Origin of the sequence: Parahaliea aestuarii (assembly GCF_008064635.1) — a bacterium.
In the GTDB taxonomy this organism is placed as follows: domain Bacteria; phylum Pseudomonadota; class Gammaproteobacteria; order Pseudomonadales; family Halieaceae; genus Parahaliea; species Parahaliea aestuarii.
In genome coordinates, this window is sequence record NZ_VRYZ01000002.1 from 465,296 (window position 1) to 481,142 (window position 15,847).

The window sequence follows — 15,847 nt, forward strand, 5'->3', positions numbered from 1 at the left end:
CATAGGGCCGCCGGCAATACCCGTCAATCAGCAGGGCCGGAAAGTTAAACTGGCGAAAGGATTGTTTTTGCAACGCGTGTTCACACCCGCGCCACCGTGCTTCCATGGGCGCCAACAGACGCAAGGCCCATAACGATAAGATGACAGAGAAAGAACACGAGGTTGACTGGCTGGTAGCTGGCGCCGGAGCCGGCGGCATGACCGGCGCCGTCGTGGCCCACCAGCTCGGCGGCAGTGTGCTGCTGGTGGAGAAGGAAGCCGTCTACGGCGGCACCACCGCAAAGTCCGGCGGCGTGGCCTGGATACCGGCCAACCACCGCCTGCCGGAATTCGGCATCGACGACAGCAGCGAAGATGCCTACCAGTATCTGCACGGCCTGATCGGCAACAGCGTGCCGGCCCCGCGGATACGGGCCTACGCCGAGCGCGCCAGCGAAATGCTGCGCTTCATGATGCAGCACAGTCACGTGCACTACACACCGCTACCCGCCTACATGGACTACTACGACAGCGTGCCCGGCTACCAGTCCGGCGGCCGCTCCATGGATCCGGCGCCCATCCACATCCGCGCTCTGGGCGCGGCGGCCAGCAGCATGAGCCGGGATCACTACACCGGCCTGCTGCTGCCCTTCAATGTATCGGTGGTGGAAGGCCGGCGCCTGCAGGAAATGGATTTCGGCGCCTACCTGCTCGGCGCCAGACTGGCGGCGCGCTACTACCTGGACCTGCCCGCCCGCCTGGCAAAGCGCGGCGATGACCGCCTCACCCTCGGCCCGGCGCTGGTGGCCCGCTTGCGCCGCTCGCTGCTGGATCGCGACATTCCCCTGTGGCTGAACACACCGGTGGCGGAATTGCTGTATGAAAACGGCCGCGTGTGCGGGGCCCGGGTGACACGCGAGGGCCAGCCGGTCACCGTGCGCGCAAAGCGCGGCGTGCTGCTGTGTACCGGCGGCTTTGCCCGCAACGCCGGCCTGCGCAAACAGTACCAGCCCCAGCCCTCCAGCGATCGCTGGACGGCGGCCGCGCCGGGCGCTACCGGCGACGGCATTGCCCTCGGGGAAAAAGTGGATGCCGCGCTGGGTTTCATGGGCAGCGCCTGGTGGTCGCCCACCTACCTCCTGCCAGACGGCCGCAGCCTGGCGCTGATCTCCGGCAAATCCAATCCCGGCTCGATCATGGTCAACCGCCAGGGCAGGCGCTTTACCAATGAAGCCCAGCCCTACGAGGATGTGGTCAAGGACCAGTATGCCTCCGAGCAGCGCGGCGAAGGCGCCGTGCCCTGCTACCTGGTGTTCGATGCGACCTTCCGCGAGAAATATACCGCCGGGCATATCAAACCTTCGAAGATCACCCCCGACAGCCGGCTGCCACAGACGTACTTTGAAAACGGCCTGCTGAGCCGCGCCAATACCCTGTTCGAACTGGGGGCGCAGCTGGGCATGGACGGCCACGCCCTGGAGCAGACGGTGGCGGATTTCAACCACCATGCCCGCCTCGGCAAGGACCCGCTGTTCGGCCGCGGGGACAGCCTGCACGACCGCTACTACGCCGACCCGAAGGTGCAGCCCAACCCCTCGCTGGCACCGCTGGAAAAAGGGCCCTACTATGCCCTGCGCTGCGAACCCGGCGACCTCGACACCAAGGGCGGCCTGCTCTGCAATGAACACGCGCAGGTGCTGGACAGGAGCGGCGAGGTCATTCCCGGGCTCTACGCCGCCGGCAACGCCAGCGCCGCCGTCATGGGCGATACCTATCCCGGCGCCGGCTCCACCATTGGCTCCGCCATGACCTTCGCCTACATCGCCGCCCAACACGCCCTGGGCGCCACCGCAAAGGAATCACCATGAGCACCGATACAAGCAGCGGCAGCAAATACGCCTACCTGGAAGCGGGCCGCTATGCGCGCGGCTGGCACATCGTGCTGTTCTCCTCGGAGCTGGTACACGGTGAAATGAAGAGCTTTCACTACTTCGACCACGAGTTTGTCGCCTGGCGCGGCGCATCGGGCGAGGCCTTTGTGCTGGACGCCTACTGCCCCCACCTCGGCGCCCACCTGGCCAGCGACGGCGGCCGCATCTGCGGCGATGCCATCGCCTGCCCCTTTCACGGCTGGGTGTTCCAGGGCAGCGGCGAATGTACGGAAATTCCCTACGCCAAACAGATTCCGCCGCGGGCGAAACACGCCCTGAAAAGCTGGCCGGTGACCGAGCGCAACGGCTTCATCGCCATCTGGTACTGCCCCGAGGATTCCGCCCCGCTGGACTATCTTCCGGCCATCGACGACTGGGGCGCCGACAACTGGGGCGACTGGCAGTTCCAGCGCTCGCGCATCCGCGCCAAACCCTGCGATGTGATCGAGAATATCGTCGACATCGCCCACTTCCCTCACGTGCACGGCGGCAAGGTACAGTCCTTCGAGAACCACTTTGGCGATGTCACCGTGACACAGATTTCCAAGGTCAAGCGCGATCCTGAGGCGGGCATGATCACCCCGCCGGGCCTGCCCTTCGACCTGGTGGACGCACGCAACCAGGGCGCCGGCATGGAGGCGGACGCCTGGGGCGACGCCACCTACCACGGGCCGTCGATCATGTATTACTACACGGAGTCACGCAGCCCCGACATCAGCTTCAAGAGCTGGTGGGTGAACTACCACACCCCGGTCAACGACAGCGAAGTGGACCTCTGCTCCGCGGTGATCATGAGCAGCCTGACGGACGATCCACTGCCAGAGGAGTTCACCCGGCTCTACCCGTCGGTGGCCCACGCCGCCTTCGGGCAGGACGTGTTGATCTGGCAGGACAAGATGTACCGGGAAGATCCCATCCTCTGCGATGGCGACGGGCCGATCAACAAGTTGCGACGCTGGTACGAGCGCTTCTACCTACCGGCGTAACTCGATATCGAAATAGCGCTGGATCATGGATTGGCTGCCGCTGGCAACCAGGCTGCCGTCCTCGGCGTACATGTAGATCGAGCCGTGGGCGAAACCGCGCGCGGAGCCGCTGATACGCACATCGCACAGCACCCATTCGGATGGCACCCGGCGCAGCACGCGCAGGGTATTGTCGAGACTGGTGCCGCCCCAGCCCATACCGAAAGCGGCGCTCAGGCAGGACGGTACAAAGTCCTCCAGCACCCCGAGAAAATCCGTGTTCAATGCCGCGCCCTCGCGGGCACGCGCCCACATCAGGGTGCGGCCGTCATCACTGCGCCGGCCCTTCATGGGCAATGCGGCGAAGCTGTCCGGCGCGACCCGGATATCCAGACGATCCATTAACTTCGCCTCATCGGTGGGCCAGGCCGGCTGCGCCACGCAGTCCTCCGGCGCCGGCATTGACGGCATGACGGACCACTGGTCTTCAGGGATACCCTCGCGCTCACCGAGGGCGGCGGTGGCGGTAAGAATCGGGTTGCCGGCCACTTTCGCCATCACCCGTACCTGGCTCACATGAAAACCGCGATTGAGTTCCTCGACCTCGAGTTCCAGGGTATCGCCGATACGCGCGTAGGACAGGAACTGGGCGCTGACCCACACCGTCTCGCGCCCGGTGGTCAATTCCGCCGCCAGCGCCGCGGCGCCGAGCCCGACACCGCCGAACATGAATACATGGGGGCTGGCGCCCACACAGACATCGGCGGTAACCGGCATGCGCCAGCGGGTTTTGTTGCCGGTGGGTTCAAGGGTGAGGAATGGTGAAGACAAGGTCAAAGCTCCCTGCAGGCAAAACGGCACATCATACAGGAAGCCTTGCTGGCAGAACGCTGTCGTCGCCCCTAGAATGGCCCGGGACCTGTTCGCATAGCGCGATGAGCGTCGCTTCTCTTTAAACACCGGCAACTACGGGTACATAACATGAAGAACACACCGTCATTCCTTCGCCCCCTGCTACTGACGGCGGCACTGGGCAGCGCCTTCGCCCAGGCCGCGGGTGTCACCATCGGCGGCACCGACTCCGGCGAGCAGGCAGCGGGATTTACCGCCCTGTTTGCCGGCGACCGCTTCGAGAACTTCCGCCACATGGAGCGCTTTGTCCCGACCTCGGTCATGCCGCCGTCATCGAATCCCTGGCGACTTGGCGCAGCCGACAACTCGCTCAGCTACAGCGGCGATTTCCTCGGCGAGGATACGTCGCTGGAGGACTTCATTGAGCTCTCCGACACTTCGGCCCTGCTGGTCATCAAGGACGGCAAAGTCATCTATGAACAGTATCGCCACGGCGACAGCGTCGACAGCCTGCACACCTCGTTTTCCGTCGCCAAATCCTTCACCTCCGCACTGCTGGGCATCGCCCTGGCTGAGGGAAAAATCGACAGCCTGGACGACCCAATCCGCAAGTACCTGCCGCAACTGGACAGCCCGACCTTCGACAACGTGACGATCAAGCATGTGCTGCAGATGTCCTCCGGGGTACGCTTTGACGAGACCTATACCGACCCGGAATCGGACATCAACCGCATGACTACCCTCGTGCCGCCGATGACCTACCTGGAGTACATCAACACCCTCGACAGGGAGCACCCGCCCGGTACCTACAACCACTACGCCAGTATCAATACCCAGTTGCTGGGCATTCTGCTGGTACGGGTGACCGGCGAAAGTCTCACCGAATATATGAACAGCCGCCTTTGGCAGCCACTTGGCATGGAAAACAGGGGCCTGTGGACGCTGGATGGCGAGGGGCAGGAACTGGCGATGGGCGGCCTGGCCGCCAGCGCGCGGGATTACGCCAAGCTCGGCCTGCTCTATCTCAATGACGGCAAGCGCGGCGACCAGCGCATCCTGCCCGAGGGCTGGGTGCAGGCCTCAGTCACGCCAAACGAGCCCCACCTGATGCCGGGAGAGAACCCCGCCTCGTCCAGCGTATCGGGCTACCAGTACCAGTGGTGGACACCCAGGAACTGGGATGGCGACTACCTCGCCCGGGGCATCTGGGGCCAGAATATCTACGTTCATCCTGGCAACCGGGTAGTGATCGTCAAACTGGCGGCGGACCAGAAGAACTTCGACCCCCGATACAAGCTGGCCTACATCGACTACCTCCAGGACATCGCCCAGTCACTGGGCGCCGACTGATGCCTCAGCCGGAGGCGTACAGGGCCTCGCAGCGCGCCTTCAAATCATAGGCGCAGCGATTGAAGCCCTGCTCCACCGGCTTCGCCATTGCCTCCATCATCCCGGCGGCCTCCGGGCCGCCGAATTCGTCAAAAGATACGTAGGAACAGCGGTGCTCGCCCAGCGGCGTGATGACCTGGGTGCGCACAGCGTGAATAGGGTCTTCCGGCCGGTTCTCCATGCGCCAGGCGACCACGCGCTCCGGTTCAATGCGGCAGATATACTCCACCTGTTCCTGCAGGCCGAAGCCGAGGTCCACCTGCATGCGAATGGGCGTATCCAGCACCAGTTCCGCCTCGGCCACCGGGCAGAAGGTGTTCCACTCGCCGTAGCGCTCAAAGTCCACCAGCACCTGCCACACCAGGGCAGCCGGAGCGTCGATCTCCACCACATCCGAACTCACCGTCATGCCTTCAATCATCGCCCATCTCCCTGTTATCGATGCGGCTGATACTGCGCCCGCTTGCAGCGGGGGTAAAGGCCGGCAGCCGCAGGCGGCAGCCCTGGTTCAGACAATTGAATCGACAACCATTGAACACTCGGGAGGGGGTTGCTGGACACATGCGTCCTGTTCATGCCGGAGATCGCCGGGGATACTCCAGCACAACATAAGGACAGGAAACGCCCGAACATGCTCTGCCACCACTTCCGCGCCACCTGCACGCTATGGATCGCTGTCACTGCACTTTGCCTCGCCGTCGCGGCCGCCCCGCTGAAGGCGGCGCACGGCGACCTCAGCGCCAGCGGCATCAGCGCCGACCTGACGCCGGCACAGATCAGCGAACTCACTGCCGAGGCCTACTACTGGGGTCTCAATATCGCCGGTTTCTATGAGCTGCGCTATCTCTATACCCAGCTCGCCGACGAGCGCAATCCCATCTACACCGGTATCAACCGCCTGAACCCCCTGTACAAGTTGATGGATGCCAGGGACCGCTATGCCACCACGGTCAATGCCTCGACGCTGTACTCGGGCGGCATGTTCGACGTATCGCAGGAGCCGGTGGTGCTGGAAACCACAGCCATTGCCCCGGGCCGTTACTGGAGCCTGCAGACCGTGGACCAGTACGCCCGCTGGTTCCTGCTGGCCGGCCCGCAGTTCACCGGCAGTCACGCCCAGCGCTACCTGATTGTCGGCCCCGACTGGCAGGGTGCGCTACCACCGGAATTTGCCTCCACCCAGATTATCCAGGCGCCCTCGGCGGCCTTCTCCGCCACCCTGCGGGTGGCAGTCCTCGATCGCAACGACCCCGAAGACCTGGCGGGGGCGCGGCAGGTGGTGGACAGTTTCAGTGCCGGCCCGCTGTCGCTGTGGCGGGAACACGGCGGCGCGTTTCCGCCGCTGGCAGAGCAACCGAAAATTCGCGCGGACTACCGCAGCTTCCCGCGCATGGCCATGATTGGCGACATCGGCAAATCGATGACCGGGGTGGACCTGTTGCAACTGCTGAGCCTGGCGGTCAACGACAGCGCCATGACCCTGCAGCGGGATTCGCAGCGGGAAACCAGCACCCTGAAGCGCCTCGCCGCCCTGGGCATCGCGCCCGGCAAGCGCTTCGACCCATCGACTCTCAGCGCCGCCCAGCGCGACGCGGTGAATGCCGGCTATCGCGACGCCCGCCCGGTGGCGCGCGCGGCGATGGCAGCGGCCCTGGTGGACATGAACGGCTGGCAACTGCAGTCCAGTCTGTTCTACGACGATCTCGATTACCGCGGCCGCGCCGGCGCCCAGGACGTGGCCTGGGGCAGCCCGGTGCACTACCAGTCACACAGCATCGCCTACCTGTTTGACGACAGCGAAGGCCGCCCCCTGGACAGCGACCACCGCTACACCCTGAGCTTCGATGTCGACCAGCTGCCGCCGGTCACCGAGTTCTGGGAACTGCCGGTGTACGACGCCCAGGGCTACCTGGTGGACAACGCCATCGACCGCTACAACGCCACCAGCTACCAGTACCAGGCCGGGGACTACCACGTGGAGGACGGCAAACTGGTGTTCTACCTGCAGCGGGAGGCGCCCACCGACCCCGACCAGCAGCGCAACTGGCTGCCCCTGCCGGCCGCGGGTGGCTTCCAGTTCGCGGCCCGCTTCTACGGCCCCATGGCGCCGCTGATCGACGGCCGCTACGCCATGCCTCAGGTCGTGCGGGTCGACTGAGCCGCGGCCAGCCAGGCCCGGGGGGAACAGCCGAACCACTGGTGGAAGGCGCGGCGGAAGGCCCCGGCATCGCTGAAGCCCAGTTGCGCGGCTACCTGGGCCACGCCGAGGTCACCGCGCTGCAGCAACTGCGCCGCCACTTCCGACAGGCACTGCTCGCGCAGCTCCCGGTAGCCCGCGCCGCTCTCCCGCAGGCGGCGGCGCAGGGTGGACAGGGGGACTTCCAGAATGCCCGCCAACTGCTCCTGAGAGGGGATACCTTCGCCGCGCTCCAGCGCCGCCACCATCATGGCGCTGACCTGGGCGCCAATATCCTGTGCGCGCACGCCGAATACCGCGCAGGGGAACAGCTCGAAGAAGGCATCAAACTCCGTGCGGCCGCGCACGCAGGGCCAGTTGAGGGCGGTACTGTCGAAGTCCAGGGAATAGCGGTCACCGCCGGCCAGCACGGGGGCGCGGAACAGTTTGAGGAAGGGCAGCACGTCATCGCGCTGGATCGGGCCGATACACACCTGCCGCAGCGGCAGTTCACGGCCCGCCAGCCACTGCAGCAACTGGCGGAAGGCGAACAGGCCGGTGATGTCCACCAGGCTGCTGGCGGTGGTCGTTCGCGGGCGCAGGGAATCCAGTTGCAGGCTGGCGGTATCACCCTTCAGTTTCAGGGCCAGGGCACCGGCCCGCGGATGCAGCAGGGCCATGAAACGACGGCACAGGTCGATGGCCTCCGCCACGGTGGCGGCGCTGATGGCGCCGCGGCACATCAGCTCCACGGCCTCACGCGCCATGGAAGGGCGCTCGAAATCCTGTGCGACCTCGGCTTCCAGTCGCTGCACCACCTGCAGGTACCAGCGCGTGAACTCGCCCAGATTGCGCGGCGCCGGGCCGACCTCGGCGAGCCCCGCGTGCAGCTCGCCGCGCAGCAGGCTCACCAGCGGCATGAAGGAGGCATGCACGGTATCAAAGGCCGTGCCGGCGGTATCAGTGGGCGTCGAGGCAGACATGGGCGGAGCTTACAACGGAGCCGGAACAGCGAACAATAATGTCATGGCGAATTATCACTTCTGATATGCATTGTTGCGCCAATGCACACTAAGCTAGGGGCTGACTTGCAACAGGAAGACAGAACCATGGCAGAGCAGGATCTTCGCGTCGTCGTACTCGGCGCCGGTATGGCCGGCATCCTCGCCGGCATCAAGCTGCTGGAGCGCGGCTATCGCGATATCAACATTTACGAGAAGGCCGACCGCGTTGGCGGCACCTGGCGGGAGAACACCTACCCGGGGCTGACCTGCGACGTGCCTTCGCACCACTACACCTACTCCTTCGAGCGCAACCCGGACTGGACCCGGCACCTGCCTCCGGGGGCTGAAATCCAGGGCTATTTCGAGCGCACCACAGAAAAATACGGCCTCAATGAGGTGATCCGCTTCAACGAGGAAGCCAGCAGCGCCGAGTGGCGCGACGGGCGCTGGCACCTCGGCTTCCACAGCGGCCGCGAGGACGTGGCGGACGTGCTGATCGCCGCCACCGGCGTGCTGCACAAGCCGCGCTTCCCCGACATCAAGGGCGCCGACAGTTTCGAGGGCCACCTCTTCCACTCCGCCCGCTGGGATCACAGCGTGCCTCTGGAAGGCAAGCGTATCGGCGTCATTGGCAACGGCTCCACCGGCGTGCAGATCATCTCCGCCCTGGCCGGCAAGGTGGCGAAGCTGGAGCACTACCAGCGCACCGCCCAGTGGATCATGCCGGTGGAGAACGGCTATTTCAGCGAGGAGGAGCGCGCCGCCTTCCGCGATCCAGCGGTACTGGAAGAAGTTATGGATGTGAAGGGTTACATGGAGGCGGTGGAGCAGTACACCCAGGCCATCACCGACTCGGACTCTCCCGGTTCGCAGCACATGGCGGCGGCCTGCCTGCAGAACCTGGAAGAGAGCGTGACCGATCCCGAGCTGCGCGAGCGCCTGCGCCCGGATCACGCTCCCCTGTGCAAACGCCTGATTTTTTCCCCGGACTACTACCAGGCCATCCAGCACCCCGACAGCGAACTGGTGGACAGCGGCATCGAGTGCATCGAACCCGAGGGTATCCGCACCCGCGACGGCCAGTTGCACGAGCTGGACATCATTGTCTTCGCCACCGGATTCCACCCGGACTGCTTCATGCGGCCGATGGCCATCAGCGGACGCAACGGCGCCAGCCTCGACAAGCTGTGGCAGGAGCGCCCGCTCGCCTACCTGGCGGTGTCCATGCCGGACTTTCCCAACCTGTTCATGCTCAATGGTCCCTCCGGCCCGGTGGGGAATTTCTCCCTGATCGACATCGCGGAGAACCAGTGGGGCTATATCGAGCAACTGATGGAGCGCATCCGTTCCGGCGAGTGCCCGGAGATCGCCCCCACCATGCAGGCCATGCAGGACTACGAAGCGGCCCGCGTAGAGGCCGCAAAGCAGACGGTCTGGTTCAAGGGCGGCTGCAACAGCTGGTACCTGGACAAGGACGGGATTCCCTCCAGCTGGCCCTGGAACTACCAGCGCTTCGTGCAGGAAATGGCAGCGCCGAAGTGGGAGGCCTTCGGCCTTTCGGCAGCGGTTGCGGCGAATACTTGAACCGAAACGGGGGGCGGCCGCCCTCCGCTCCCTTCGCGCTTGCCCTGCCCGCCGCCCCCGGCAGTATGATGCCGGCCAGGCAATCGACACCGGAGGCAGGCCAGCATGTTCGGCGACAACCCCAACGACCCGGCTCTGCGGCAGAGCTGGGCCGCATTCTGCGATGAACTGAAAGCCGCGGGCGACATCATCTTCCGCGACACCACCCCCGCCCACGACATCGACCGCGCCAAGGGCCTGCGCCTGCTGGCGCGCAATATCGCCCTCGGCCTGCAATTCAACCTGGAGAACAACAACCCGGATTTTCCCGAGCTGTTGCACTACTTCGACCCCCTGCGCAAACAGGGCGGCGACAACACCGACGCCCTCTACCTCGGCGCTCCGGTCAACGGCGAACACAGCTACACCATCAGCGGCTATCGCGGCGACGCCAGATTCTTCGCCATCACTGTGCTGGAAGACGGCGCTACGCCCTGGGGCGGCGGCGTGGTGGGCAACCTGATCGATCAGCAGATCGAGGTCGATGACAGGGGCTACTTCGAGGTGCACCTGGGCCCTGAGCCGATGCCCGGCAACTGGATCAGGACCACCCCCGGGGCCTGGCGTGTCACCGTCCGCCAGTTCTTCGCCGACTGGGAAAACGAAGCGCCGATGGACGCACGCATCGATCGTCACGGCGAAGCCCTGCCCTCCCCCGAATTCGATATCGATACCCTGCAGCGCGGCCTCGCCGCCAGCGCCGCCTGGGTGAAGGACTCCACCCACTACTGGGCGAACATGCTGGACAAGTGGCAGTGCCAGCCCAACCGCTTTTTGTCCTACCGCCAGCTCGACGACAACCAGATCGACGCCACCCCCGGCGGTGAACCGCTGATCTGCTACTGGAAGGTGCCGCGGGATGAGGCGCTGATCGTCCGGGTCACGCCACCCGACGCGGACTACTGGGCGGTGGAGTTCGGCAACTACTGGTGGGAGACCATGGACTACCGCTACCGCCTGTGCAGCACCAACTGTCACCACGCGCGGCTGGAGGACAGCGGCGAGTTGCTGCTGGTGGTGGCGCACAGCGATCCCGGCCTGCCCAACTGGCTCGACCCCTCGGGCCATGTAGAGGGCTATATCACCACCCGCTGGATGGGCGCCAGCCATTACCCGGTGCCGGAATGCCAGCAGGTGAAGCTGGCTGCACTGGAACAGCACCTGCCGGCCGGCGTGCAGCGCATCAGCGCGGAAGACCGGCTTGCGCAACTGGCGGGCCGGCGTCGCGGTATCCACAAGCGTTTTCCTGTCTGATGCGCGGGAGGCAGCCATGAGTGAGCAGAACGCGCCCGCCTGGGCCGCAGCACCGCCGCCCCCCTGGCTGGCGGCCGTGAATGCCGAGGGCAGCTATTTCGACCTGCCGGCCACGGTACCACTGGACGAGGACTCCCTGGTCGCCGCCGCGCGGCGCTCCACCGGCCTTGGGGATTTCGGCGACGACGGCTGGCGCGAACCCTTCCGGGTCCTACTCAAGGCGCTGGAGGAAGAGGCCCAACTGACCCTGATGGGCCGCCTGATGGCGCGCCACGATATTTTCCTGTGGCTGCGCACGCGGCTGATGGTGACCGACCTGCTCGCCCGTCACCCGGAAATTCTGGACGAGCAGATCAGCGCACCGATGGTAATCGTTGGCCTGCCGCGCTCCGGCACCTCCATCCTGTTCGAACTGCTGTCGCAGGATCCCGACGTCGGCGTGCCGCAGATGTGGGAGGCCCTGCAACCCTGCCCGCCGCCGGAGGCCGCCACTTACGCCAGCGACCCGCGCATCCCCTGGGCCGACAGGCTGTTTACCCAGTGGAGCCGCGTGGCGCCGGACTTTGCCCGCATGCACGAGATGCGCGGCGACATCCCCGCGGAGTGCGGCCTGCTGATGGCCGGCAGTTTTGTCAGCGACCACATCGCCTCTCTGCACCAGACACCCAGCTACGCCGCCTGGTGCGCGGGGGCCGACTTCGCCCGGGTGTACGCCTGGCACAAGCGCATCCTGCAGATCCTGCAGTGGAAGCACCCGCGCCGGCGCTGGCTGCTGAAGGCCCCGGAACACCAGGTGCACCTGGACACTCTCCTCGCGACCTACCCGGATGCGCGCATCGTGCAAACCCACCGCGACCCGATCAAGTGCATGGCCTCGGCCACCAGCCTGATGGGCACCCTGTACCGGATGCGCAGCGACCAGCCCTTCAACGCGGCGCTGTTCGAAAACATCATCATGGGCGAGGCCACCGCCGCCCGCCTCGAGCACGTCATGGCGCAACGCGATAACGGTATTGTTCCCGCAGCCAGCATTACCGACTCCCGCTACCAGGACCTGATGGATGCGCCGATGGACTGCATCGAGAACATCTACCGGCATTTCGGGATGCCGCTTGCCGATAGCACCAAAGCGGCCATGCTCGCCTACCTGGCAGCCAAGCCGAAGGGCAAGTTCGGCCAGCACCGCTACCAGGTGGATAGGTCGCGCAGCGCAGAGCGCCGCTACTTCGCCAATTACCAGCAGCGCTACAATGTGCCCGACGAAGCCTGAGCCACCGATATTCAACAGGAAACCCCATGACTGACTCACGCACGCTCTGGCAGGCCCTGCTGCAACAGCTCGATGAGCGCCACACCATCGCGCAGGCCATGGGTGGCCCGGAAAAGATCGAACGCCAGCACACGCGCGGCCGCCTCACCGCGCGGGAACGCATTGCGCAACTGCTGGACGCCGGCAGCTTCAGCGAGTACGGCGCCCTGGCTGGCGGCAATCACCCCGGCGGCGAGCCGCCGGTGCCGGCCGACGCCCTGGTGGGCGGCACCGGACGCATCGACGGCCGCAGCGTGGTGGTCATTGCCGAGGACTTCACCGTCAAGGGCGGCTCCATCGGCCACCCCAACGCCGCCAAGCGAGCGCGCCTGGTCAGGCTGGCGCTGGAACGGCAGTTGCCCCTTGTGCTGTTGCTGGACGGCGCCGGTGAGCGCGCCAGTAACCAGGGCGAGCGCTATCCCCACGCCCCCGGCGACCTGCAACTGGTGGCGGACCTGAAGGGGCGAGTGCCGGTGGTGTCACTGGTGCTGGGCAGCTCCGCCGGCCACGGTGCCCTCACCGGCATGTTTGCCGACCTCATCATCATGAGTGAGGGCGCCACAATGTTCAGCGCCGGCCCCCCGCTGGTGGCTGCCGCCCTGGGGCGGGAAGTCACCCCGGAGGAGCTCGGCAGTGCGCAGATGCATACGCGCCAGAGCGGAGTGGCGCACAACCTCTGCGCCGGCGACGCCGAGGCCCTGGCACTGGCCCGGCGCTTTCTCGGCTACCTGCCCGCGCGCGCCGGCGCCGCGCTGCCAACCCTTGAGCACAGCGCCGAGGAACGTGAGTTGGAGGAACTGCTGGATATCATCCCGCCGGTCCCGCAACAGGCCTACAACATGCAACGGGTGCTGGCAGCGCTGGCGGATGCGGATTCGCTGCTGGAGCTGCAGCCGGACTACGGCCGCAACATCATCACCGCCCTGGCCCGCATCGGCGGCACGCCCTGTCTGCTACTGGCCAACCAGCCGGCGGTACAGGCGGGGGCCATCACCGCCGAGGCGGCGGAAAAGGCCAGCCATTTCCTGGCGGTGGCGGCGGCCTTCGGCCTGCCCCTGGTGAGCCTGGTGGACAACCCGGGCGTGATGCCGGGCCCCGCCTCGGAACAGAGCGGCGTACTGCGCGCCGCCGGGCACATGTTCCTGGCCCAGCGCCGTCACCGCGGCCGCAAGGTGGTGGTGACCCTGCGCAAGGCTTTCGGCTTTGGCAGCTCGGTGATGGGCATGAACCCCTTCGACCACCAGACCGTGAGCCTGGCCCTGCCCTGTGTCAGCCTGGGTGGCGTACCCGCCATCGGCGGGGCCGCGGCGAGTGGCGCCGACGCCGGTGAGGCAGAGCAGATGGCGGCCCTGCAGGCCGGCGCCTGGGTACCGGCGGACGCGATGGCCTTCGACAAGGTGATCGACCCGCGCCAGCTGCGCAACGAGATCATCGCGGCGCTGGCGATATCCGCGGGCAACTGACCACAATCGACCATCGGCGGGGCGCCGCCGCTCCGGTATACTGCGCGCCATGAGCGATACCGGCACCGCCCTCCACACCCTGCAATCCGTCTTCGGCTACGAGAATTTCCGCGCCCACCAGCGGGACATTGTCGACACCGTGATCGCCGGCGGCGACGCCCTGGTGCTGATGCCCACCGGCGGCGGCAAGTCCCTCTGCTACCAGGTGCCGGCGCTGGTGCGCCCGGGTTGCGCGTTGGTGGTGTCACCGCTGATCGCCCTGATGCAGGACCAGGTCGACAGCCTGCGCCAGCTCGGGGTACGCGCCAGCTTCCTCAACTCCACCCTGCCGCAGGACGAAGTGGTAGCGGTGGAGCGCGCCCTGCTGAGCGGCGAGCTGGACCTGCTCTACATCGCGCCCGAACGGCTGATCCAGGACCGCACCCAGTCCCTGCTGGAGCGCGCCGAACTGGCCCTGTTCGCCATCGACGAGGCGCACTGCGTGTCCCAGTGGGGTCACGACTTCCGCGCCGACTACCTGCAACTGAGCCTGCTGCACGAGCGCTTCCCGAATGTGCCGCGCATCGCGCTCACCGCCACCGCCGACGCGCGCACCCGGGCGGAGATCGTGCAGCGGCTGGACCTGGGCGAAGCGCGGCAGTTTATCGCCGGGTTCGACCGCCCCAATATCTGCTACCGCATCGCCCTCAAACAGAGCCCGCGCCAGCAGCTGCTGCGCTTTCTGCGGGAGGAACACCCGGGTGATGCCGGCATTGTCTACTGCCTGTCGCGCAACAAGGTGGACGAAACGGCCGCCTGGCTGGTGCAGCAGGGCTTCAACGCCCTGCCCTACCACGCCGGCCTGGACGCCCGCCTGCGCGCCACCCACCAGTCCCGCTTCCTGCGCGAGGACGGGCTGATCATGGTGGCCACCATCGCCTTCGGCATGGGTATCGACAAGCCCGACGTGCGCTTCGTCGCCCACCTCGACATGCCCAAGACCATCGAGGCCTACTACCAGGAGACCGGCCGCGCCGGCCGCGACGGCCAGCCCGCCGACGCCTGGATGGTCTACGGCCTGCAGGACGTGATGAAACTGCGGCAGATGATGGAGGGCTCCGAGGGCAGCGAGGAGCACAAGCGCGCCGAGCAACAGCGACTCAATGCCATGCTCGGCCTGTGCGAGATCACCAGCTGTCGACGCCAGGCCCTGCTGCACTATTTCGGCGACAACCTGCCGGGGCCCTGCGGCAACTGCGATACCTGTCTCAACCCGGTCAATACCTGGGACGGCACCGAGGCGGCCCAGAAGGCCCTGTCGGCAGCCTACCGCACCGGCCAGCGCTTCGGAGTCAGCCACCTGATCGATGTCCTGCGCGGCAGCGAGAGTGAGCGCATCGTGCAACTGGGCCATCGGGAACTGCCCACCTTCGGGGTCGGCAAGGACCTCGACGGCAACCAGTGGCGCTCGGTCTTCCGGCAACTGGTGGCACGCGGCTATCTCAGCGTGGACATGGCCTACGGCGCCCTGCGCCTGCAGGAGAAGTGCCGCCCCCTGCTGCGCGGCGAAGAGCGCCTGGACCTGCGCCGCGACCTGCCGCAGAAAACCGCCCAGCGCCACACCAAGGGCCCCCTGCCCGACTACATCGATGTCGCCCTGTGGGAGGCCCTGCGGGACTGCCGCCGCGGCCTCGCCGAGGAACAGGGCGTACCGCCCTACATCATCTTCAACGACCGCACCCTGCAGGAAATGTGCGAGGCACTGCCGCAAAACCTCAGCGAAATGGCCCACATATCCGGTGTCGGCGAGCGTAAACTGGACAAGTACGGCAGCGACTTTCTCAACGTGATTCGCGGCCACCTGAGCCCCGGTACCGCCTGATTCGCCCGGTTGCGGACAAACCCGGGCATTGACCGACACCG

Annotated in this window: 12 protein-coding genes; 9 read left to right on the forward strand and 3 right to left on the reverse strand. The window is 66.2% G+C overall.

Going from position 1 to position 15,847, the window contains the following annotated elements:
- Window positions 1-140 precede the first annotated feature (140 nt).
- Entirely contained in the window at window positions 141-1,847 is a 1,707-nt protein-coding gene (locus tag FVW59_RS06345) for an FAD-binding protein (protein WP_187275790.1), read from the forward strand.
- Window positions 1,844-2,896 (forward strand): 3-ketosteroid-9-alpha-monooxygenase, oxygenase component, encoded by a 1,053-nt coding sequence (locus tag FVW59_RS06350; RefSeq protein WP_148063385.1) that lies wholly within the window; start codon window positions 1,844-1,846, stop codon window positions 2,894-2,896. The genes FVW59_RS06345 and FVW59_RS06350 overlap by 4 nt, the downstream gene beginning before the upstream one ends.
- Here FVW59_RS06350 and FVW59_RS06355 read toward each other — a convergent pair.
- On the reverse strand, window positions 2,885-3,706 hold the full coding sequence (locus FVW59_RS06355; protein WP_148063386.1) for an acyl-CoA thioesterase: 822 nt from the start codon (window positions 3,704-3,706) through the stop codon (window positions 2,885-2,887). The two genes, FVW59_RS06350 and FVW59_RS06355, sit on opposite strands and share 12 nt — an antisense overlap.
- 150 nt (window positions 3,707-3,856) lie before the next feature.
- On the opposite strand from FVW59_RS06355, the gene FVW59_RS06360 reads away from it, so the two are divergent.
- Window positions 3,857-5,077, forward strand: coding sequence for a serine hydrolase domain-containing protein (locus FVW59_RS06360; RefSeq protein ID WP_148063387.1), 1,221 nt, complete (start codon window positions 3,857-3,859; stop codon window positions 5,075-5,077).
- 4 nt (window positions 5,078-5,081) lie between these two features.
- On the opposite strand, the gene FVW59_RS06365 is transcribed toward FVW59_RS06360, so the two are convergent.
- Window positions 5,082-5,537 carry an SRPBCC domain-containing protein gene (locus FVW59_RS06365; RefSeq protein ID WP_148063388.1) on the reverse strand — a complete coding sequence of 152 codons (456 nt, stop codon included), beginning with the start codon at window positions 5,535-5,537 and terminating at the stop codon, window positions 5,082-5,084.
- Window positions 5,538-5,747: 210 nt separating this feature from the next.
- Here FVW59_RS06365 and FVW59_RS06370 point away from each other — a divergent pair, with 210 nt between their 5' ends.
- Entirely contained in the window at window positions 5,748-7,274 is a 1,527-nt protein-coding gene (locus FVW59_RS06370) for a DUF1214 domain-containing protein (RefSeq protein WP_148063389.1), read from the forward strand.
- Here the strand turns inward: FVW59_RS06370 and FVW59_RS06375 are convergent.
- Window positions 7,253-8,275 carry a helix-turn-helix transcriptional regulator gene (locus FVW59_RS06375; protein ID WP_148063390.1) on the reverse strand — a complete coding sequence of 341 codons (1,023 nt, stop codon included), beginning with the start codon at window positions 8,273-8,275 and terminating at the stop codon, window positions 7,253-7,255. The two genes, FVW59_RS06370 and FVW59_RS06375, sit on opposite strands and share 22 nt — an antisense overlap.
- Window positions 8,276-8,401: 126 nt before the next feature.
- On the opposite strand from FVW59_RS06375, the gene FVW59_RS06380 reads away from it, so the two are divergent.
- The 5 genes from FVW59_RS06380 (at window position 8,402) to recQ (ending at window position 15,806) form a co-directional block, all read left to right on the forward strand.
- A complete protein-coding gene (locus FVW59_RS06380; protein ID WP_148063391.1) occupies window positions 8,402-9,880 on the forward strand; it encodes a flavin-containing monooxygenase in 1,479 nt (492 codons plus the stop codon).
- Between the two features lie 105 nt (window positions 9,881-9,985).
- Window positions 9,986-11,173: a DUF1214 domain-containing protein gene (locus tag FVW59_RS06385; RefSeq protein WP_148063392.1), complete on the forward strand. Its 1,188-nt coding sequence runs from the start codon at window positions 9,986-9,988 to the stop codon at window positions 11,171-11,173.
- A gap of 16 nt (window positions 11,174-11,189) precedes the next feature.
- Window positions 11,190-12,443 carry a sulfotransferase family protein gene (locus FVW59_RS06390; RefSeq protein ID WP_148063393.1) on the forward strand — a complete coding sequence of 418 codons (1,254 nt, stop codon included), beginning with the start codon at window positions 11,190-11,192 and terminating at the stop codon, window positions 12,441-12,443.
- A gap of 26 nt (window positions 12,444-12,469) precedes the next feature.
- Complete coding sequence (locus FVW59_RS06395; RefSeq protein ID WP_148063394.1) at window positions 12,470-13,945, forward strand: acyl-CoA carboxylase subunit beta; 1,476 nt, start codon at window positions 12,470-12,472, stop codon at window positions 13,943-13,945.
- 49 nt (window positions 13,946-13,994) lie between these two features.
- Window positions 13,995-15,806 carry a DNA helicase RecQ gene (recQ, locus tag FVW59_RS06400; RefSeq protein ID WP_148063395.1) on the forward strand — a complete coding sequence of 604 codons (1,812 nt, stop codon included), beginning with the start codon at window positions 13,995-13,997 and terminating at the stop codon, window positions 15,804-15,806.
- Window positions 15,807-15,847 lie beyond the last annotated feature (41 nt).

Coding starts and splice junctions, on each gene's coding strand:
- FVW59_RS06390 (WP_148063393.1), top strand. CDS start 11,190: ATGAGTGAGCAGAACGCGCCCGCCTGGGCCGCAGCACCGCCGCCCCCC.
- FVW59_RS06380 (WP_148063391.1), top strand. CDS start 8,402: ATGGCAGAGCAGGATCTTCGCGTCGTCGTACTCGGCGCCGGTATGGCC.
- FVW59_RS06395 (WP_148063394.1), top strand. CDS start 12,470: ATGACTGACTCACGCACGCTCTGGCAGGCCCTGCTGCAACAGCTCGAT.
- FVW59_RS06370 (WP_148063389.1), top strand. CDS start 5,748: ATGCTCTGCCACCACTTCCGCGCCACCTGCACGCTATGGATCGCTGTC.
- FVW59_RS06385 (WP_148063392.1), top strand. CDS start 9,986: ATGTTCGGCGACAACCCCAACGACCCGGCTCTGCGGCAGAGCTGGGCC.
- FVW59_RS06365 (WP_148063388.1), bottom strand. CDS start 5,537: ATGATTGAAGGCATGACGGTGAGTTCGGATGTGGTGGAGATCGACGCT.
- FVW59_RS06350 (WP_148063385.1), top strand. CDS start 1,844: ATGAGCACCGATACAAGCAGCGGCAGCAAATACGCCTACCTGGAAGCG.
- FVW59_RS06345 (WP_187275790.1), top strand. CDS start 141: ATGACAGAGAAAGAACACGAGGTTGACTGGCTGGTAGCTGGCGCCGGA.
- recQ (WP_148063395.1), top strand. CDS start 13,995: ATGAGCGATACCGGCACCGCCCTCCACACCCTGCAATCCGTCTTCGGC.
- FVW59_RS06360 (WP_148063387.1), top strand. CDS start 3,857: ATGAAGAACACACCGTCATTCCTTCGCCCCCTGCTACTGACGGCGGCA.
- FVW59_RS06375 (WP_148063390.1), bottom strand. CDS start 8,275: ATGTCTGCCTCGACGCCCACTGATACCGCCGGCACGGCCTTTGATACC.